Annotated in this window: 15 protein-coding genes; 9 read left to right on the forward strand and 6 right to left on the reverse strand. The window is 69.1% G+C overall.

The window, feature by feature from the left end:
- Window positions 1-16: 16 nt before the first annotated feature.
- From cydB to ACF1B9_RS09610, 3 genes are read left to right on the forward strand one after another with little or no spacing between them, the layout of a single operon-like run.
- Window positions 17-1,018 (forward strand): cytochrome d ubiquinol oxidase subunit II, encoded by a 1,002-nt coding sequence (gene cydB, locus ACF1B9_RS09600; protein ID WP_351076273.1) that lies wholly within the window; start codon window positions 17-19, stop codon window positions 1,016-1,018.
- 43 nt (window positions 1,019-1,061) lie between these two features.
- Window positions 1,062-4,580 (forward strand): thiol reductant ABC exporter subunit CydD, encoded by a 3,519-nt coding sequence (cydD, locus tag ACF1B9_RS09605; protein WP_391741248.1) that lies wholly within the window; start codon window positions 1,062-1,064, stop codon window positions 4,578-4,580.
- A 57-nt stretch (window positions 4,581-4,637) separates the two neighbouring features.
- Window positions 4,638-6,347, forward strand: coding sequence for a GAF domain-containing sensor histidine kinase (locus ACF1B9_RS09610; protein WP_391741247.1), 1,710 nt, complete (start codon window positions 4,638-4,640; stop codon window positions 6,345-6,347).
- A gap of 182 nt (window positions 6,348-6,529) precedes the next feature.
- Here ACF1B9_RS09610 and ACF1B9_RS09615 read toward each other — a convergent pair whose 3' ends face one another.
- Together ACF1B9_RS09615 and ACF1B9_RS09620 are read right to left on the reverse strand one after the other, a co-directional pair.
- A complete protein-coding gene (locus tag ACF1B9_RS09615; protein WP_391741245.1) occupies window positions 6,530-7,396 on the reverse strand; it encodes a Cof-type HAD-IIB family hydrolase in 867 nt (288 codons plus the stop codon).
- 236 nt (window positions 7,397-7,632) lie between these two features.
- Window positions 7,633-8,532, reverse strand: a complete 900-nt coding sequence (locus tag ACF1B9_RS09620; RefSeq protein ID WP_391741243.1) for an LLM class flavin-dependent oxidoreductase — start codon at window positions 8,530-8,532, stop codon at window positions 7,633-7,635.
- Window positions 8,533-8,707: 175 nt separating this feature from the next.
- Here ACF1B9_RS09620 and ACF1B9_RS09625 point away from each other — a divergent pair, with 175 nt between their 5' ends.
- Complete coding sequence (locus tag ACF1B9_RS09625; protein WP_391741241.1) at window positions 8,708-9,916, forward strand: hypothetical protein; 1,209 nt, start codon at window positions 8,708-8,710, stop codon at window positions 9,914-9,916.
- A 130-nt stretch (window positions 9,917-10,046) separates the two neighbouring features.
- On the opposite strand, the gene ACF1B9_RS09630 is transcribed toward ACF1B9_RS09625, so the two are convergent.
- From ACF1B9_RS09630 to ACF1B9_RS09645, 4 genes are all read right to left on the reverse strand, one after another.
- Window positions 10,047-10,589: an RNA 2'-phosphotransferase gene (locus ACF1B9_RS09630; protein WP_391741239.1), complete on the reverse strand. Its 543-nt coding sequence runs from the start codon at window positions 10,587-10,589 to the stop codon at window positions 10,047-10,049.
- Between the two features lie 177 nt (window positions 10,590-10,766).
- Window positions 10,767-11,744, reverse strand: coding sequence for a MerR family transcriptional regulator (locus tag ACF1B9_RS09635; protein WP_391741237.1), 978 nt, complete (start codon window positions 11,742-11,744; stop codon window positions 10,767-10,769).
- The gene (locus ACF1B9_RS09640) at window positions 11,741-13,522 is read right to left on the reverse strand and encodes an SDR family oxidoreductase (protein WP_391741236.1); all 1,782 of its coding nucleotides are present in this window, start codon (window positions 13,520-13,522) and stop codon (window positions 11,741-11,743) included. Before ACF1B9_RS09640 ends, ACF1B9_RS09635 begins: the two co-directional genes overlap by 4 nt.
- Window positions 13,519-14,370 (reverse strand): M24 family metallopeptidase, encoded by an 852-nt coding sequence (locus tag ACF1B9_RS09645; protein ID WP_391741234.1) that lies wholly within the window; start codon window positions 14,368-14,370, stop codon window positions 13,519-13,521. The genes ACF1B9_RS09640 and ACF1B9_RS09645 overlap by 4 nt, the downstream gene beginning before the upstream one ends.
- 252 nt (window positions 14,371-14,622) lie before the next feature.
- Here ACF1B9_RS09645 and ACF1B9_RS09650 point away from each other — a divergent pair, with 252 nt between their 5' ends.
- The 5 genes from ACF1B9_RS09650 to ACF1B9_RS09670 all read left to right on the forward strand — a co-directional run bounded on the left by ACF1B9_RS09650 (window position 14,623) and on the right by ACF1B9_RS09670 (window position 19,232).
- Window positions 14,623-15,654, forward strand: coding sequence for an ABC transporter ATP-binding protein (locus ACF1B9_RS09650; RefSeq protein WP_391741514.1), 1,032 nt, complete (start codon window positions 14,623-14,625; stop codon window positions 15,652-15,654).
- Window positions 15,654-16,556, forward strand: coding sequence for an ABC transporter permease (locus tag ACF1B9_RS09655; protein WP_391741232.1), 903 nt, complete (start codon window positions 15,654-15,656; stop codon window positions 16,554-16,556). The genes ACF1B9_RS09650 and ACF1B9_RS09655 overlap by 1 nt, the downstream gene beginning before the upstream one ends.
- On the forward strand, window positions 16,553-17,464 hold the full coding sequence (locus tag ACF1B9_RS09660; protein WP_351076242.1) for an ABC transporter ATP-binding protein: 912 nt from the start codon (window positions 16,553-16,555) through the stop codon (window positions 17,462-17,464). Before ACF1B9_RS09655 ends, ACF1B9_RS09660 begins: the two co-directional genes overlap by 4 nt.
- 30 nt (window positions 17,465-17,494) lie before the next feature.
- Entirely contained in the window at window positions 17,495-18,214 is a 720-nt protein-coding gene (locus ACF1B9_RS09665; RefSeq protein WP_391741231.1) for an ABC transporter permease, read from the forward strand.
- A 322-nt stretch (window positions 18,215-18,536) separates the two neighbouring features.
- On the forward strand, window positions 18,537-19,232 hold the full coding sequence (locus ACF1B9_RS09670) for a hypothetical protein (RefSeq protein ID WP_391741512.1): 696 nt from the start codon (window positions 18,537-18,539) through the stop codon (window positions 19,230-19,232).
- Window positions 19,233-19,272: the final 40 nt, after the last annotated feature.

Below are 19,272 nucleotides of genomic sequence, written 5' to 3' on the forward strand. Positions count from 1 at the left end.
GCAGAGGAGCTGAGAGATGGAACTCCACGACGTCTGGTTCGTACTCATCGCCGTCCTCTGGACCGGCTACTTCTTCCTGGAGGGATTCGACTTCGGAATCGGTGTCCTCACCAAGCTGCTGGCCCGCGACCGCAAGGAGCGGCGGGTTCTGATCAATACGATCGGCCCCGTCTGGGACGGCAATGAAGTGTGGCTGCTCAGTGCGGGCGGTGCGACCTTCGCCGCCTTCCCCGAGTGGTACGCCACCCTGTTCTCCGGCTTCTACCTGCCGCTGCTGATCATCCTGGTCTGTCTGATCGTGCGGGGCGTCGCCTTCGAGTACCGGGCGAAGCGGCCCGAGGACAAGTGGCAGACCAATTGGGAACACGCGATCTTCTGGACCTCGCTGATCCCGGCGCTCCTCTGGGGCGTGGCCTTCGGGAACATCGTGCGCGGCGTGAAGATCAACGCCGACATGGAGTACGTGGGCAACTTCTGGGACCTGCTCAACCCGTACGCCATCCTCGGCGGACTGGTCACGCTCACCCTCTTCACCTTCCACGGTGCCGTGTTCGCGGGACTCAAGACGGTCGGGGACATCCGGGAGCGGTCGCGCAAGCTGGCGCTGAAGCTGGGACCCGTCACCGCGGTGCTCGCCCTCGGCTTCATGATCTGGACCCAGCGCGACAACGGCGACGGCTGGAGCCTGCTGGCGATGGGCATCGCCGCGGTGGCACTGGTCGCCGCGATCGGTGCGATCGCTGCGGGACGCGAGGGCTGGGCGTTCGCGTTCTCCGGCGTGACCGTCGCTGCCGCGGTCGCCATGCTCTTCCTGACGCTCTTCCCGAACGTCATGCCGTCCTCGCTGAACGACGCCTGGAACCTCACGGTCACCAACGCCTCGTCCACCCCGTACACGCTGAAGATCATGACCTGGTGCGCGGGGATCGCCACCCCGGTCGTCCTGCTCTACCAGGGCTGGACGTACTGGGTGTTCCGCAAGCGCATCGGTACGCAGCACATCGCCGAAGCGCACTGAGCACACCTGGTCCGCCGACCGAGCCCACTGGGAGCTGTTTCACGTGAAACCGATCGACCCGCGCCTGCTCCGCCACGCCCGAGCGACCCGCCTCTTTCTGGCAGCCCTGGTGGCACTCGGAGTTGTCGGTGCGGCGCTGGTCATCGCCCAGGCCATGCTCGTCGCCGAAGTGGTGGTGGGCGGGTTCGAGGACGGACTGACCGTCGCGGGGCTACGGACGCCGTTGATTCTGCTCGCCGCGGTGGCACTCGGCCGGGGGCTGGTCTCGTGGCTGACCGAACTGGCCGCGTACCGGGCCGGCGCGGCGGTCAAGTCCGAACTCCGCGGCCGACTGCTGGAGCGGGCGGCCGCGCTCGGCCCGGGCTGGCTGAGCGGGCAGCGCACGGGCTCCCTGGTGGCGCTCGCCACCAAGGGGGTCGACGCGCTCGACGACTACTTCGCCCGCTATCTGCCCCAGCTCGGTCTCGCGGTGGTCGTGCCGGTGGCGGTCCTGGCCAGGATCGTCACCGAGGACTGGGTCTCGGCGGCGATCATCGTGGTCACGCTGCCACTCATCCCGCTCTTCATGATCCTGATCGGCTGGGCCACCCAGTCACGGATGGACCGCCAGTGGCGGCTGCTGTCCCGGCTCTCCGGACACTTCCTCGACGTGGTCGCAGGACTGCCGACGCTGAAGGTATTCGGCCGTGCCAAGGCGCAGGCCGAATCCATCCGCACCATCACCTCTCAGTACCGCCGGGCCACCCTGCGGACCCTGCGGATCGCGTTCCTGTCGTCCTTCGCCCTGGAGCTGTTGGCGACCCTGTCGGTGGCTCTCGTCGCCGTCACCATCGGCATGCGGCTCGTGCACGGTGAACTCGACCTCTACACCGGCTTGGTGGTGCTGATCCTGGCGCCCGAGGCCTATCTGCCGCTCCGACAGGTCGGAGCGCAGTACCACGCGGCCGCCGAGGGTCTCTCGGCCGCGGAGGAGATCTTCTCGGTCCTGGAGACCGAACCCCGGCCCGGCGGCACCGCGGGCATCCCGACGTCGCTGCGGCTCGAACTGGAGGGGGTGACCGTACGGCACGAGGGCCGTACCGACCCTTCTCTGGACGGGGCCTCATTGGTGGTGGACGAGGGGGAGACCGTCGCCCTGGTCGGCCCGAGCGGCGTCGGGAAGTCCACCCTGCTCGATGTCGTCCTGGGATTCACGGCGCCCGACGAGGGGCGGGTGCGGGTCGGTGGCATCGACCTGGCGACGCTGGCGCCCGAGCGCTGGCGGGAGCGGATCGCCTGGGTGCCGCAGCGTCCCTATCTCTTCGCGGGCACGATCGCGGAGAACGTACGGCTGGCGCGGCCGGACGCGGACGACGACGCGGTGACCGCGGCGCTGCGCGACGCGGGCGCGTACGACTTCGTCGCGGAACTGCCGGACGGTGCCCGGACACTCCTCGGTGAGGACGGTGCGGGTCTCTCCGCCGGTCAGCGTCAGCGGCTCGCGCTCGCGCGGGCCTTCCTCGCCGACCGGCCGCTGCTGCTGCTCGACGAGCCGACCGCGAGCCTGGACGGCGAGACGGAAGCGGGAATCGTCGAGGCGGTACGGAGACTGGCGGCGGGGCGGACCGTGCTGCTGGTCGTGCACCGCCCGGCGCTGCTCTCGGTGGCCGACCGGGTGGTGACGCTGGAACCGGGTGTGACCCTTCGCCCGGAGAAGTCCGAGCCATCCGCCGCGATGCCACGGCCCACGGGCGCAGCCACCGACGCAAGCGACGCGCCGTCGGACCGCGAGGTGCTGCGGGACACCGCAGCCCGCTCCGGGCAGGTCCTCGCCCGGGTCAGGGAGGCCGCCGGGGCTCAGCGCGGACGGCTGGCACTCGCGCTGCTGCTGGGAAGCCTCGCCCTGGGTTCGGCCGTCGGGCTCATGGCCGTCTCCGGCTGGCTGATCTCCCGCGCCTCCGAACAGCCCCCGGTGCTCTATCTGATGGTCGCCGTGACCGCGACCCGTGCCTTCGGCCTCGGACGGGCCGTCTTCCGCTACGCCGAGCGTCTGGTGTCGCACGACGCGGTGCTCACGATGCTCGCCGAGCTGCGCGTCGCGGTCTACCGGGGCCTGGAGCGCGTCGCCCCGGCCGGTCTGCGCCGGACCCGGCGCGGCGATCTGCTCTCCCGGCTCGTCGCCGATGTCGACGCCCTCCAGGACTACTGGTTGCGCTGGTTGCTGCCCGCCGGGACCGCCGTCGTGGTGGGAGCGGCGACCGCCGGATTCATCGGCTGGCTGCTGCCCGCGGCAGGCGTGGTGCTGGCCGCCGGACTGCTGCTGGCCGGAGTGGGAGTGCCGTTGGTCAGCGGGGCCTGCTCCCGCCGTGCTGAACGCCGGCTGGCCCCCGCACGCGCCGACCTGGCTGTCCGGATCACCGATCTGCTCGGCGGGACCGCCGAACTGACCGTGGCGGGGGCCCTGTCCGACCGCCGGGCGCGTGCCCGGGAGGCCGACGGAGTCCTGACCCGTATCGCCGCCCGCGCTGCGACCTCCACCGCGCTCGGTGGTGGTCTCATCGTTCTGATCGGCGGCCTCACCGTCGCCGTCACCGCACTCGTCGCCCTCCCGGCCGTGCACGACGGGCGGCTCGCCGGCGTGGAGCTCGCGGTGGTGGTGCTCACGCCGCTGGCCGCCTTCGAGGCCGTGACCGGTCTGCCCCTCGCCGTCCAGTACCGGCAGCGGGTCAAGCGCAGTGCGGAGCGGGTGTACGAGGTGCTGGACACCCCGCTGCCGGTGAGCGAACCAAACAGCCCGGCAGCGGCACCGGGATCGCCCTTCCCGCTGGAGGTGCGGGGGCTGTCGGCCCGGTACGCGGGCGCGGAGCGGGATGCCCTGGACTCCGTCGACCTGAGGCTGACCGCCGGCCGCCGGATCGCCGTCGTCGGCCCGTCCGGCTCCGGGAAGACGACCCTCGCGCAGGTCCTTCTCCGGTTCCTGGACGCGCGAGTGGGCACGTACCGGATCGGCGGGATCGAGGCCGCCTCGCTGGAGGGAGATACGGTCCGGCGGTTCGTCGGGCTGTGCGCCCAGGACGCCCACATCTTCGACAGTTCCATCCGGGAGAACCTGCGGCTGGCCCGTACCGATGCGACGGACGAGGAACTGCGGGCCGCTCTCGACCGGGCACGGCTGCTCGACTGGGCCGAGGCGCTGCCGGACGGGCTCGACACCCTCGTCGGTGAACACGGAGCACGCCTCTCCGGTGGCCAGCGACAGCGCCTCGCGCTGGCACGGGCGATCCTCGCCGACTTTCCCGTACTGGTTCTGGACGAGCCCGCGGAGCATCTCGACCTGGCGACGGCGGACGCCCTGACGGCGGACCTGCTGGCCGCCACCCAGGGACGTACGACGGTGCTGATCACTCACCGCCTGCAAGGGCTCGAAGCCGTCGACGAGGTGGTGGTGCTGGATGCCGGCCGGATCGTGCAGCGCGGTCCGTACGCCGATCTTGCCGCCGGGGAGGGCCCGTTGCGCCGGATGTTGGACCGTGAGCGGGAGACCGTACGGGGGGCCGGAACAGCTGTGGGCGTACCGGCGTGAGCCGGACGGCACAATAGTCAACTTTCCTCACCAATAGGGACTAACTAGTCTCGGGGTATGCCAGAGCAGGACCCGAAGGACTCACTCGAAGCCGCGACGCGGGCGACCCGCAGCCTGCAGGGCCTGTCGACCGAACTCACCGCTCGGGTGCCGCAGCTGCTGGAGGCCATGCGCTCCGTCGGTACGGGCCTCGAACTGCACTCCACCCTCGACCGGATCTGCGAGACCGCGGCCGAACTCGCCCATTGCCGCTATGCCGCCATCGGCGTCGTCGACGAGGAGGGTGAGGGGCTCTCCGATTTCGTCACGTACGGAGTGCCGGACGCAGTGGCGCGCGAGATCGGGCACCGCCCCGACGGACACCGGGGGCTGCTCGGAGCACTGATCCACGATCCGGGTCCGGTGAGGCTCGCCGATCTCACGGCCGATCCGAGGTTCGCCGGATTCCCGCCCGGCCACCCGCCGATGCGGACGTTCCTCGGCGTTCCGATCCGCGTACAGGGAGAGATCTTCGGAAATCTCTATCTGGCCGAGAAGGACGACGGAGGCGAGTTCAACGACTACGACCTGCACATGGTGCGGGTACTCGCCACGGAGGCCGGGATCGCCATCGGCAACGCCCGGCTGTACGAGGCAGCGCGTCAGCGCGAGCGCTGGATCGACGGTTCGGTGGCCGTGACCACCGCCCTGCTCTCCGGCGGTGACGCCGATGACGCGCTCTCCGTCGTCGCCGAACAGGCCCGTCATCTCGCCGCGTCCGCCGCCGGGATCGTGCTGCTGCCGGCGGAGGGAGGCGGTCTGGAGATCGTCGCGGTCTCCGCGGACGACAACGCATCCGCCCCGCTGGGGGTGATCATCGGGCCGGAGAGCCCGGTGGTGGCGAAGCTGCTGGGTGGCGAGGCGGTCTTCGTGGACGACTCGGCCACCGATTCCCGCATGGTCACCAAGCTGGCCCACCACTTCGGCCCCAGCATGCTGCTGCCGTTGCACAGCGGTGGACGGGTGCTGGGCGCGCTCGCCACCCCTCGCGCCCGGGGCGACAGGCCGTTCACCGAGACGGAACGGACCCTCGCCACCCAGTTCGCCTCGCAGGCCGCACTCGCGCTGATGATGGCCGAGGCCCAGCGGGACCGGGAACGGCTCGCCGTCTACGAGGACCGTGACCGGATCGCCCGCGATCTGCACGACCTGGTCATCCAGCGGCTGTTCGCCACCGGAATGATGCTGGAGAGCGCCCAGCGCAGGTCGGACGTGCCCGAGGTGCAGACCGGTGTCGGCCGGGCGGTCGACGAACTGGACGTGACCATCCAGGAGATCCGTACCGCGATCTTCGCGCTGCAGCAGGAGCCCGCGGAGGCACCGTCCGGGCTGCGCACCCGTGTCCTGCGCGAGATCAACATGGCGGCGGTCCCGCTGGGCTTCAAGCCCTCGCACCGCTTCCTCGGCCCGGTCGACTCGCTGGTGGGCGAACTGACCGGGAAGAACCTGATTGCCGCGCTGCGGGAGGCGCTGTCCAATGCCTTCCGGCATGCCGAGGCCTCGTCGATCGACGTGGTCGTCGACGCGAGCCTCGCGCTGCCCGACGGGAGGGACGCGGTGCGGCTGTCGGTCGCCGATGACGGGGTGGGCATCCCGGAGAGCGGCCGGCGCAGTGGGCTGCGGAACCTGGCACGGCGGGCGGAGTCGCTGGGAGGTGCGAGCTGGTTCGGGCCCGGCATCGGGGAGGACGGGGGCGGCACGACGGTGGTGTGGGAGGCGCCGATCTGAGTCGGTGGTGGGGTGCTCGGGGCCCGGCTTCGCGGGGCGCTGCCGCACGGCACCGTCCGGCCGAGCACGTTGTGCGGCGTGAAGGCGGTGGGCGGCGCCGGACGCGGACCCCGCCTGCCGCGTCGCGGGCAGGCGCAGGCCTCAGCTGCCGTGTCGGGCATCCGGTGTCGGGCGCAGGCCTTTCAGCCTGCCGTGTCGGGCATCCGGCGTTCGGCGAGGATCCGTTCGATGACGACCGCGACGCCGTCGTCGCCGTTGGTGGAAGTCCGGCCCGAGGCGGCGGCGAGTGCGGCCGGGTGGGCGTTGCCCATCGCGTACGAGGTGCCCGCCCAGCTGAGCATCTCCACGTCGTTGGGCATGTCACCGAAGGCGACGACCTCGGCGGGCGAGATGCCGCGCTCGGCGCAGCAGAGCGCCAGGGTGCTGGCCTTGGAGACTCCGGGGCCGCTGACTTCCAGCAGAGCGGTGGGACTGGACCGGGTGAAGGAGGCGCGGTCGCCGGCCGCTGCGCGGGCCAGGGAGAGGAAGTCGTCCGGGGACAGTTCGTCGTGGTGGGCGAGGAGCTTCAGCACGGGAGCGCCGCTGCCGGGCGTCTCCTCGCGAAGCAGTTTCTCGGCGACGGCGACGGTGGCGCCGGGATCCAGGTGGAAGGGCGGGTAGGCCGGTTCGTAGTGGATGCCCGTGGTCAGTTCGACAGCGAAGGAGGTACCGGGTGCGGCGGCGCGCAGGGTGTGCACGACGTCCAGGGCGATGTCGCGCAGCAGCGGTCGGACCTTGACCAGCTTGCCGTCCGCGTGCAGATCGGCGACCGCGGCGCCGTTCGCGCAGATCGCCAGGCCGTGGCCGTGGACGTGGTCGCTGACGACATCCATCCAGCGGGCCGGGCGTCCGGTGACGAAGAAGACCTCGATGCCGGCCTCCTCGGCGGCGGCGAGCGCGGCGATCGTACGGGCCGAGACGGTCTTGTCGTCACGCAGAAGGGTGCCGTCCAGGTCGGTGGCGATCAGCCGGGGAGCGGCAGGCGAAGGCGAGTCGGTAGCTGAGGTCACACGCTCATTCTCGCGTACGAAGCCGCACGGGCGTGCGGAGGGGCGCACATATGAGGATGTGCACCCCTGACCGGGGAACATGCCTTGTGTATATGCCACTGGTTTTGGATCCGTGGTGCCGAGCCGATCGGCTGTGACGGTGGGCCGATCGGCCGCGGCGACGGTCCGGTGGGCGGTTGTGCCGGTCCGCCAGGGGGAGATCCGGGCCGGACAGGTCGGCGGTCGCGTCGGGTCCGTCAGGGGGCGAGCTGGGCCAGGCCCTCGGTGGCGATGCGCTCGAAGATCTTCTCGTCCGCCGCGAAGTCGGAGTCCTGGATCGGCCAGTGGACGACGATCTCCGTGAAGCCGAGGGCGAAGTGGGTGCCCGCGAAATCCACGAAGGCGTCGACGGACTGCAGCGGTCGGTCCGGGGTGAAGCCGGTGAGCAGGATCTTGTCCATCCCGTCGACGTCCCGGCCGACGGACTCGCAGGCCGCGCCCAGCTTGGTGATCTGCCCCCGGATGGCCTCCACGGACTGTTCCGGGGTCCCCGTCTCGTACAGCTTGGGGTCCCCCGTGGTGACCCAGGCCTGGCCGTACCGCGCGGCCAGCTTCATCCCGCGCGGCCCGGTGGCGGCCACCGCGAACGGCAGCCGGGGACGCTGGACACAGCCGGGGATGTTCCGGGCCTCGTTCGCCGCGTAGAACCGGCCCTCGTACGTCACCGAGGGCTCGCGGAGCAGCTGGTCGAGCAGCGGCACGAACTCGTCGAAGTGGTCTGCCCGCTCGCGCGGCGTCCACGGCTCCTCGTCGCTCCGGCGCAGCGTCATGGCGTCGAAGCCGTTGCCGCCTGCGCCGATACCGAGGGTGACCCGTCCGTCGGAGACGTCGTCCAGCGTGATGAGGTCCTTGGCCAGCGTGACGGGGTGCCGGAAGTTGGGGGAGGTGACGAGGGTGCCCAGGCGCATCCGCTGAGTGACGGCGGCCGCGGCGGTGAGAGTCGGCACCGCGCCGAACCAGGGTCCGTCGCGGAACGTCCGCCAGGACAGGTGGTCGTAGGTGTAGGCGGCGTGGAACCCCATGTCCTCGGCGCGCTGCCAGAACTTCTGGCCCTCGTTCCAGCGGTGGATCGGAAGAATCACAGTGCTCAGACGCATGCCTCAGACGATACGCGGGGCTTTGTGCTGCCACGGATGTGCCGCCGGAGCCAGAACCCGGAGTCAGAACCAGGAAGCCGCGCCGGCGTCGCACTGGAGGCCGCTACCGTGGCTTCATGGGCATGCTGGGCGAAGCCGAACTCGAAGCCGTGATCGACGAAGCGAGGGGCTGGACATGGCTGACCTCGTAGAGGGCGCGAATCAGGGCGTCGGCGGACCGTCGTTGACGGATCTCATCGAGCGCAGTGCCACGTTGAAGGCGCGACTGGTCGACTTCGCGCAGAGCGCCCGCTTCGACCGCTGGTTGACGCCCCTCCTGCTGGAGGCCGCAGGGCCTGAACGGCAGTTGGACGAGGACGAGGCGATCCGGATCACCGACCACTTCATCCTGCGATACCGCCTGCCGGGCGGCTCGACAGTGGTGGACCGGTTCGTCGCCGCACGGAAGGACTTGACCACCTCCGACCGGGAGATGCTGCTCGGCTGGCGTGACCCGGTCGAGGGCGTCTTCGAGATCCGGCGCAGGGAAGGGGATGCCGTCGTCCTGCTCAACCTGGTCAACGACCTGGAGTTTCGCACGTACTCGAATGTCGGGCGGACCGCGTTCCGTGGAGTGTCCAAGGGCGGGTTCCTCCACACCTGCCTGGTACCCGTGCACTCGACAGGCGGGGCGTGGCTGGTGTCCGGGGCGATGTCGTACTACCCCAGGTCCAGTGCCGTCGAGATCGCCCAAGCCGCCCTCAGCCTTGCCACCAGCCGGCCCGAGCTGGTCTTCCGTAACCCCGCGAAGATCGAGCAGGGATGGCAGCGGATGCGGGAGGATCGAGCCGCATTCATCGAGTTCTGCGGCAGCGACGAACTGGTCCTTTTGCCTGCCGAAGCCGAGGAACGACTCAACGCCTACTACCGCCGGCGCCAGGAGGCAACTGTCGACGGTCAGTCCGGCCGTCCCCGGGGCAGGCGGCTCCCCGGACCCGGCCTGCCCTACTTCGAACTGCCGTCGGAACTCGCGGACTCGGACACCATCGGTGTCATCTACGATCACGTCGACGGGCTCAACTTCTACGCGGACTACGGGATGCTGCGGGACCTCTTCGAGAACCCCGCCCTCGCGGGACGCAGAGAGCACCAGGACCTGCTGCGCACGTACCTGCGGGAGGAGTCGATCGCGCCACTGCCGATCCGCCGACTGGCCACCGCCCACCCGGAGGCAGCCGACATGGTGTTTCGGAAGCTCCTGCGGAAACCCGGATTCACCTGGAGCGAGCACGGTGATGCGCTGCTGCGCCGGCGCAAGCCCTGGTACTACGAGAGCGAGCCGCGCCCCGGGGTGTCCGTCATCGGCGACCGCCTGAGTGAGCTGCTCGGTGCGGGACGGCGCTGAGCGCCTGTGCGGAGAAGCCAACCGCTGGTCAGGCTGCGATGGGAGAACGAGGCTCGACCGAGGTGACGAGAGTGCCCGGGCGCATCCGCTGGGTGGCGGCGCGGGGGCCTCGGCGGGACCGGCCGTGGGGTCAGCCGCGCAGACGCAGGAACGCGGGCGGCACGGCAGCGGTGAGCCAGACCCCGTTGGCGCTGACGTAGAAGGTGTGGCCCGCGTGGTGCATCGCGCTCGCGTCCACGGACAGGACGACGGGGCGGCCGCGCCGGGCACCGACCCTGGTCGCCGTCTCGCGGTCGGGCGAGAGATGGACATGCGTTCGGTTCATGGGACGCAGGCCCTCACTGCGGATCGCGTCCAGTGAGTGCCCCACCGTGCCGTGGTAGAGGTATGCGGGCGGCTCGGCCGGCGGGAGGGCGAGGTCCACCAGGACGGTGTGTCCCTGGCTGGCACGGATACGGCCGTTCTCGACGGCGAAACGCCGCTTGTCGTTGACGGCGACCACGTGGTCGAGCTCGGTCCGGCTGATGGGGAAGTTGTTGCGGGCCATGGCGCGCAGCAGTTCATCGATCGGCACCCAGCCGTTGGCGTCGAGAGTGATCCCGATTCGTTCCGGCTGGTGTCGCAGATGTTTCGAGAGGTACTTGGACACCTTGACGGTGCGTCTTTCGTCCATCCCGTCAGAGTGCCCGCAAGGGTCTTTCGTGCGCATCCGGATTTCACCTACCGATTCACTTTAGCAATTCTATTCGCTGAAGCAATTTTCGTCCATAGGTTTGATCCAGATTGATCCACAGCCAACTCGACTTATCCACAGGGTAATTGGCGATTCTGTGGACAAGTCGATTTGATATCAGTGAGTTTGACCAATATGCCTAGTTTCAGGAGTATATGAGGCGAGTGCGTCCAATGTCCGGGACTGCACCTCGCGTTCCGCGGCGGCGGTGACGAAGGCCAGCACGTTGTCCGGACCAACCAGCTCCTGCACGGCATGAATTGTCTGCGTCGGCAAAGCGATCTGTCGGGTCATCGGTGTTGCGGACCGGAAGGTGAACGGGGTGTCCGCGTCGAGGTGGTGTCGCAGATGGCGGGTGGCGAACATTCGCATGGCGCGGGCCAGTTCTGCGTCCACGGTCTGCTGGGCGAGCGGACGCAGTCTGCGCACCATGGCGGCCGCTTCCGCCGCGTTCGTGTCGGTGGGCGGGCGATGACCGAGATAACGCGCGAAAACATGCTCGGTGGTGAACTCCAGGAAACGCGAGGCGATCTGCTCGACCCGACCGCGAAGTTCCCTCAGATGCCCCGAGATTGCGCTGAGCGGTACCCCGGCCGCGTACAACTCGACCGCCACCGCCAGCTCTTGCGGGCTGGGAACCAGGAACTCGTCGTCCCTCCCCGGCACGGGTTCGAGTACGCCGAGGTCCACCGCCTCGGCGATCGCGTCGTCGTCGGGGCTTCCGCCGAACCTGGCGTTCAGCTCGGCCCGGGTGATCCGGTCGGCCTGCTCGTCCGTCCAGGGGCCGTGCACCTCCGCGACGAGCCCCAGCACGCCGCCCAGACCGCGGCCCGCGTCCCAGGCGTCCAGGAGCTCCTTGATGCTGGTCAGGGTGTAACCGCGGTCCAGCAGATCGGCGATCTGCCGGAGCCGGGCAAGGTGGGTGTCCCGGTACACATTGGCCCGGCCGCGCCGTTCCGGCGTCGGCAGCAGACCGCGGTCCTGGTAGGCGCGGATCGTACGGACCGTGGTGCCGCTCGCATGCGCCAGATCCTCGATCCGGTACTCGGCGGTGGCCCGGTGCTCCTCCGCCGACGACTGCCCGGGGCCGCTCACAGCGGCGGCTTCAGCCGGGCGATGGCGCGCAGTGCGCCGGGGCTGAACCGGGACAGGAACCGGGCCCCGCGGGCCTCCGGTGTCACCGGTACGACGGCCTGGTCGCGCACCACCGCCTTGAGGATCGCGTCGGCGACCTTCTCCGGCGGATAGTTGCGGAGCCCGTACAAGCGGCTGGTCCGCTTGCGCAGACGCTTCTCCTCCGCCGCGTCGGCACCGGCGAAGTGCGCCGTCGCGGTGATGTTCGTGTTGACGATGCCGGGACAGATGGCGCTGACCCCGATCGACCGGTCGGCGAGCTCGGCCCGCAGGCACTCGCTGAGCATCAGCACGGCCGCCTTGGATGTGCTGTACGCGGACAGCGCCCGGGACGGCTGGTAGGCGGCGGCGGAAGCCGTGTTGACGATGTGGCCGCCCTGGCCGCGTTCGGCCATCTGTCGGCCGAAGATCCGACAGCCGTGGATGACACCCCACAGATTGACGTCGAGGACGTTCCTCCAGTCCTCGCTGGTGGTCTCCAGGAAGGAGCCGGACAGCCCGATCCCGGCGTTGTTGACCAGGACGTCGACGATGCCGTACTCGGCGGCGACCTTCTCGGCGAGCTTCTCCATCGCCTGTTCGTCGCTGACGTCGACCGCTTCGCCCCAGGCGGCCGGGGAGCCGATGAGCCGGGCCATCTCCGCCGTCCTGGCCGCCCCCTCCGCGTCGCGGTCCACGGCCACCACCCGGGCACCCGCCTCGGCGAACGCGAAGGCCGTGGCCCGGCCGATGCCGCCGGCCGCGCCCGTCACCAGGACCAGCTGTCCGCCGAACCGGTCCGCGTACGCCCCCGACGGCGTGGTGTCCTGTACCGGCCGACCACCCGCCCGCGCCGCCTCGTTGGCGGCGACGAACTCACTGATCCAGGCAGCGAGCCGGTCCGGCCTGGTGCGGGGAACCCAGTGCTTGCCCGGCAGTGAGCGGCGTACCAACTGCGGAGTCCACAGCTCCAGTTGGTCGTACAGCTTCTTCGAAAGGAAGATGTCGCCGGTCGGTGTGATGAGCTGGACCGGAACATGCGCATAGGCATCGGTACGCGGCCGGCGCAGCCGGGCCCGGACATTGTCCCGGTAGAGCCAGGCGCCGTGTGCCGCGTCGCTGGGCAGCGAGGACGTCGGATAGTCGCCCGCGGGCACCTTCTCCATCCGTTCGAGAATCCGCGGCCACTGCCTGCCGAGCGGGCCGCGCCAGGCGAGCTCGGGCAGGACCGGCGTATGCAGCATGTAGACGTACCAGGACTTGGCACCCTGGCCGAGCAGCTGGCCGACCCGGCGCGGGGTGGGCCGGGTCATCCGCTGCTTGATCCAGTGCCCGAAGTGATCCAGGGAGGGCCCGGACATCGAGGTGAACGAGGCGATCCGGCCCTCGGTCCGCTTGACCGTCACGAACTCCCAGGACTGGACCGACCCCCAGTCGTGCCCGACCAGATGCACCGGACGGTCCGGGCTCACCGTGTCGGCGACGGCCAGGAAGTCATCGGTGAGCTTCTCCAGGGTGAAGCCGCCGCGCAGTGGTTTAGGAGCAGTGGACCGGCCGTGGCCGCGGACGTCGTAGAGCACGACGTGCCACTGGTCGGCGAGCTGCCTCGCCACGTCCGTCCAGACCTCCTTGCTGTCCGGGTAGCCGTGCACGAGAACGACCGTGGGCTGTGACACGTCACCCAACTCGACGACGCACAGCTCGATTCCGCCCGTACGCACCCGGCGCTCACGCGCCCCCGGCAGATTCTGCGGACTCATGCCGCCACCCTCTCCTCGGCCCAGCGCCGCACATGCGGCAGATCGTCGTCCAGCCAGAAGGCGCTCTGCTCGGGGTCCTTGGAGTCCGTGACCACCAGAATCTCCTCGAACTTGGCGCCGGTACCCCGGAATCCGAGGTGCGGTTCGACCGCCCACAGTCCGGGCTGCGGGGGATGGTCGGAGAAGCGGTACGGACTCCACAGCGGCGACCAGCCGTCCCGGTGCCCGTGCAGCGCGTCGCTCAGCAGCCCCTTGAGCGACTGGGTGCCGAAGCCGAACACATGCGGGGACCACCGACGCTCGGTGACACGGTCGATCTTGTGGGCGATCACCCCGAAGGGATAGGCGCGATGCCTGTTGGCGTACCCCTGCCTGATCATCAGGCGTTCGACGTCCTCGTAGATCTCGCGCAGCGAACGCCGCTCGCGCACCTCACGCAGAATGAGCTCGCGGTGGACCTCCAGGTCGGCCAGGAGCCTGTCGTGCAGGGGATTGAGCCCGAGACAGCCGGAGTAGCCGATGTCCGCCGTGAAGCCCTTGTACACAGGTGCCATGTCGAGGATGAACGGCATCCCCGGCTCCAGCTCGCGGTTGGTCGGGAAGAACTGCAGGGGCACCTTGAACCCGGCGAAGGCGGTGCGGTCACCGAACCACGCGAAGGGGAGGTGGAACCAGTCCCGCACGCCGCGCTCGCGCAGCCAGTCGCGCTGCATCCGGGCCGCCTCGCGCTCGGTCACCCCCGGAGCGAGCCGGCCGGCGACCGCCTGGGCACAGTCGTAGGCGAGACGCTGTACTTCCCTGAACCCCCGCAGTTCCGGGGCCCGTTCGTCCTTCACTGCCGAGGTCATGCCACCGTCCGTTCCCTGCCGTGTGCGGTACGTGCCCGTAACGTGACACTGATGAATGTGACAATGTCCGGCGGTCACGTCAAGAGCGGCGGGGAGACCTGTGGACAACTCGGGGGACGTCCTCCCCCGACGGGGAAGCTCCTCCCTTGTGGTGGTCCCCCTACGGGTCCGTACATCTGGAGTCTGATGCGTATCCAGCCGCCAGGGCTGACGTCCGCTGTGGCGCGCGCCACTATCTTCGAAGACGTGACTGTGATCGCGACCGAAAGCCTGAGCAAGCGGTTCCCCCGGGTGACCGCGCTTGACCGGCTCTCCTTGGACATCGGGCCCGGTGTGACCGGCCTGGTGGGTTCCAACGGAGCCGGCAAGTCCACCTTGATCAAGATCCTGCTGGGTCTGTCCCCCGCCACCGAAGGCCGGGCCGCGGTACTCGGGCTCGATGTCGCCACCGATGGCGCCGCCATCCGGGAGCGGGTCGGCTACATGCCCGAGCACGACTGTCTGCCGCCGGACGTCTCGGCCACCGAGTTCGTCGTCCACATGGCGCGGATGTCCGGACTCCCGCCGACGGCGGCGCGCGAGCGCACCGCCGACACGCTGCGCCACGTCGGTCTGTACGAGGAGCGCTACCGCCCCATCGGCGGCTACTCGACCGGCATGAAGCAGCGCGTGAAGCTCGCCCAGGCCCTGGTCCACGACCCGCAGCTGGTCCTGCTCGACGAGCCGACCAACGGGCTGGACCCGGTCGGCCGTGACGAGATGCTCGGGCTGATCCGCCGCGTATACACGGACTTCGGCATCTCGGTCCTGGTCACCTCGCATCTCCTGGGCGAGCTGGAACGCACCTGCGACCACGTCGTCATCATCGACGGCGGCACACTTCTGCGCTCCAGTTCCACCAGCGACTTCACCCAGACCACCACGACCCTGGCGGTCGAGGTCACCGACAGCGACGCCCATCCGGACGGCACCGACGCGCTGCGGCAGGTCCTCACCCGGGCCGGCGTCGGACTCGTGGGTCACGACGGTCTCGACGGGCAGGGGCTGCCCGGTGCGGGTCACATCCTGCTGGTCGAGGCGGCCGGTGAGGAGACGTACGACATCGTGCGCGACAGCGTCGCCGGACTCGGACTCGGTCTCGTACGGATGGAGCAGCGGCGCCACCACATCGCCGAGGTCTTCCGCACCGAGGGGGAACCGGAGGCCGCCGCCGCGCAGACCGTGCCCGCGGCCGTCGGGGCCGTAGAGCAAAAGGGCCTTGCAGCAGAAAGGGAGCGGTCGTGATGAGCACCGAGACCGTGAGCGGAAGCGACACCTCCCGGATCCACAACATCGGGTACCGCTCCTACGACGGCAAGCGGCTGGGCCGCGGGTACGCCCGGCGCTCGCTCTACTCGCAGTCGCTGCGGGGATCCTTCGGACTGGGGCGTTCCGCCAAGTCCAAGGTGCTGCCGATGCTGCTCTCCGGCGTGATGTGCATGATCTCGGCGATCATCGTCGCCGTCGCCATCGCCACCCCGGGGACCACGGCTCTCCTGATCAAGTACACGGCGTTCGCGATCTATATGCAGGCCCTCATCGGTCTCTTCCTCGCCTCGCAGGCACCGCAGTCGGTCTCCCGGGACCTGCGGTTCAAGAGTGTGCCGCTGTATTTCTCCCGGCCGATCGAACGGGTCGACTACGTCGTCGCGAAGCTGGCGGCCATGGCGTCCGCGCTCTTCATTCTCACCGGGGCGCCACTCGTCATCCTCTATGTGGGCGCGCTGCTCGGGAAGTTCGACTTCGTCGAGCAGACCAAGGGGTTCGGACAGGGACTGGTGTCGGTGGCGCTGCTTTCCGTGCTCTTCGCCGGACTGGGACTGGTGATGGCCGCACTGACACCGCGCCGCGGTTTCGGCGTGGCCGCGGTGATCGCCGTACTGACCATCTCCTACGGTGCGGTCTCCACGGTCCAGGCCATCGCCTGGCAGACGGGTTCCGAGGGGGCCGTCGAGTGGCTGGGGCTCTTCTCCCCCATCACGCTGATCGGCGGTGTGCAGACCGCGTTCCTCGGAGCCGACTCGGCCTTCCCCGGCGGGGAAGGCCCGGGGGCAGGGGCCGGTGTGGTCTATCTGATCGTTGTTCTCGCGCTCGTCGCCGGCTCGTACGCCGTACTGATGCGCCGCTACCGGAAGGTCGGGCTGTGACCACCATCGAGATCGATCACACCTCGCGCTGGTTCGGCAATGTGGTCGCTGTGAACGACGTGAGCATGACGGTGGGACCGGGCGTCACCGGGCTGCTCGGCCCCAACGGCGCGGGAAAGTCCACGCTGATCAACATGATGGCCGGGTTCCTGGCCCCGTCGACGGGCACCGTCACGCTCGACGGCCGGCCGATCTGGCGCAATGAAGCGGTGTACAAGGAGATCGGGATCGTGCCGGAGCGGGAAGCGATGTACGACTTCCTGACCGGCCGCGAATTCGTCGTCGCCAACGCGGAATTGCAGGGACTCGATGACGCGGCGGCGCGGAAGGCGCTGGCGACGGTCGAGATGGAGTACGCGCAGGACCGCAAGATCTCGACCTACAGCAAGGGCATGCGCCAGCGCGTGAAGATGGCGTCCGCGCTGGTCCACGAACCGTCCGTGCTGCTGCTCGACGAGCCGTTCAACGGAATGGACCCGCGCCAGCGGATGCAACTGATGGGACTGCTGCGACGGATGGGGGCGGAGGGCCGCACCGTGCTCTTCTCCTCCCACATCCTCGAAGAGGTTGAACAACTCGCCTCGCACATCGAGGTGATCGTGGCGGGACGGCACGCGGCGTCCGGTGACTTCCGGAAGATCCGCCGACTGATGACGGACCGCCCGCACCGCTATCTCGTGCGCTCCAGCGACGACCGCGCCCTGGCCGCCGCGCTCATCGCCGACCCGTCGACGGCCGGCATCGAAGTGGACCTGGGCGAACAGGCCCTGCGCATCCAGGCGGTCGACTTCGGACGCTTCACCGAACTGCTGCCGAAGGTCGCACGCGACCACGGAATTCGTCTTCTGACCGTTTCGCCGTCCGACGAGTCCCTCGAATCGGTCTTTTCCTATCTCGTAGCGGCCTGAGTAGTGGCCTGAAAGGAGCTGTGAAGCGTCATGTACGACCCCACAGTCGCCCGGCTCACCTACCGGGCCCTGCTCGGCCGACGCCGGGCCGCCATCCTCTTCGTCCTGCCGGCACTGCTGGTGGTCATCGCCGCGGCGGTACGGATGTTCGCCGGAGCCGATGACCAGGTCGCCTCGGACGTGCTGGGCGGCTTCGCCATCGCCACGATGGTGCCGCTGATCGGCGTGATCGCCGGAACCGGAGCCATCGGCCCCGAGATCGACGACGGTTCGATCGTCTATCTGCTGGCCAAGCCGGTGAAGCGGCCGACGATCATCTTCACCAAGCTGATCGTGGCCATCGCCGTCACGATGGTCTTCTCGGCGTTGCCCACACTGATCGCGGGGCTGATCCTCAACGGCAACGGCCAGCAGATCGCGGTGGCCTACACCGTCGCGGCACTGGTCGCGTCGATCGCGTACAGCTCGCTGTTCCTGCTGCTGGGCACCGTCAGCCGGCACGCGGTCGTCTTCGGACTCGTCTACGCGCTGGTGTGGGAGGCCCTGTTCGGCAGCCTGGTGCCGGGGGCGCGCACGCTCAGCGTTCAGCAGTGGTCCCTCGCGGTCGCCGAGAAGGTCGGCGGGTCCGGAGCGATCACCTCCGATGTCGGACTGCCGGTCGCGACGGTCCTTCTGGCGGCGGTCACGGTGGTGGCGACCTGGTACGCGGGGCAGAAGCTGCGCACGCTGAAGCTGGCCGGGGAGGAGTGACCGGGAGGTTTCCGCCGGACACCTCTTCCGCGCTTCGTCCCTGACCGCTCAGAACTGCCTCAACCCTCGTCCCGTGGACGGGGGTTGACGCATTTCGGACAGTAGTACACGTAACTGTACGGTTATCGGTTCGTTGGGCGGGGTGCGTGGAGGCAACTGGGATCTGTGGCGTCGTGGCTTTCGTGAAACAGGGATTGCCGATGCCGGCGAGGCAGTGCCCGCCGGGTCGGTCATTGAGTGAGTGGCAACCGTGAGCGTCCTCCGCCCCTCAAGCCCGGGACAGGGCTGTCCCACGTCGGTTTCACGATCGGAAGGCATGTTCATGCCCACGGAAGTCGCCCTGCTCGAATCGCGCGCGCTGCGCGTCGAGCAGATGAGGCGCGTCGATGCCCTCGACAAGGTCAAGAGACTTGTCATGCTCCCGGACGGAATTCACCTTCGCACAGAGGATGTGGCTCGGTACTTCGAAGTATCCACAGACGTCATCAAGAAGGTGACCCAGCGGCATCGAGCCGAGGTCACAGAGAACGGGCTCGTGCTTCTGCGTGGCTCTGAGCTGCGGGAGTTCCATAGGGACATGGTGTCCCTATGGGATGGTGAGGGAGTCGAAAGTTATCCACAGGCCGCCACTCAGCTCACCCTCTACACCCGCAGAACCGTCCTCAACGTCGCGATGCTTCTTCGCGACAGCGACATCGCGCGATGTGTCCGTACGTATCTGCTCGACGCCGAGCAGGACCTGCGTGCGGGCTACGCGTCGCTCGAACACCGTGTCACCCGGGTCGAGACCTGCCTCGCCGGAGTGGGCAGTGCCCTTCAGGAGCTCGGTCCCGTGCTCAACCGGATGTCGCACCGCCTCGACAGCCTCGACCGGAGGCTGGACGTCACACATCAGGTCGTCGGCGCCATGAGCGTGCGGCTGGGTCATCTGTCCGAGGACATCGTCCGAATCGACGGCAGGATGGATGATCTCGCCCGCCACCTCAAGGAGCTGAACCGTCGCAACAAGCAGCGCTGATCCAGGGCTGATCGCGGCCATTCGGTGCTGCCCGGAAAAT

This window comes from Streptomyces sp. NPDC014727, from assembly GCF_043083485.1.
Classification (GTDB): domain Bacteria; phylum Actinomycetota; class Actinomycetes; order Streptomycetales; family Streptomycetaceae; genus Streptomyces.

Excerpts from the sequence above, each read along its gene's own strand:
- cydB (WP_351076273.1), top strand. The coding sequence starts at position 17 with ATGGAACTCCACGACGTCTGGTTCGTACTCATCGCCGTCCTCTGGACC.
- ACF1B9_RS09630 (WP_391741239.1), bottom strand. The coding sequence starts at position 10,589 with ATGGACGAAAGACGCACCGTCAAGGTGTCCAAGTACCTCTCGAAACAT.
- ACF1B9_RS09670 (WP_391741512.1), top strand. The coding sequence starts at position 18,537 with ATGCCCACGGAAGTCGCCCTGCTCGAATCGCGCGCGCTGCGCGTCGAG.
- ACF1B9_RS09655 (WP_391741232.1), top strand. The coding sequence starts at position 15,654 with ATGAGCACCGAGACCGTGAGCGGAAGCGACACCTCCCGGATCCACAAC.
- ACF1B9_RS09610 (WP_391741247.1), top strand. The coding sequence starts at position 4,638 with ATGCCAGAGCAGGACCCGAAGGACTCACTCGAAGCCGCGACGCGGGCG.
- ACF1B9_RS09625 (WP_391741241.1), top strand. The coding sequence starts at position 8,708 with ATGGCTGACCTCGTAGAGGGCGCGAATCAGGGCGTCGGCGGACCGTCG.
- ACF1B9_RS09645 (WP_391741234.1), bottom strand. The coding sequence starts at position 14,370 with ATGACCTCGGCAGTGAAGGACGAACGGGCCCCGGAACTGCGGGGGTTC.
- ACF1B9_RS09665 (WP_391741231.1), top strand. The coding sequence starts at position 17,495 with ATGTACGACCCCACAGTCGCCCGGCTCACCTACCGGGCCCTGCTCGGC.
- ACF1B9_RS09620 (WP_391741243.1), bottom strand. The coding sequence starts at position 8,532 with ATGCGTCTGAGCACTGTGATTCTTCCGATCCACCGCTGGAACGAGGGC.
- ACF1B9_RS09640 (WP_391741236.1), bottom strand. The coding sequence starts at position 13,522 with ATGAGTCCGCAGAATCTGCCGGGGGCGCGTGAGCGCCGGGTGCGTACG.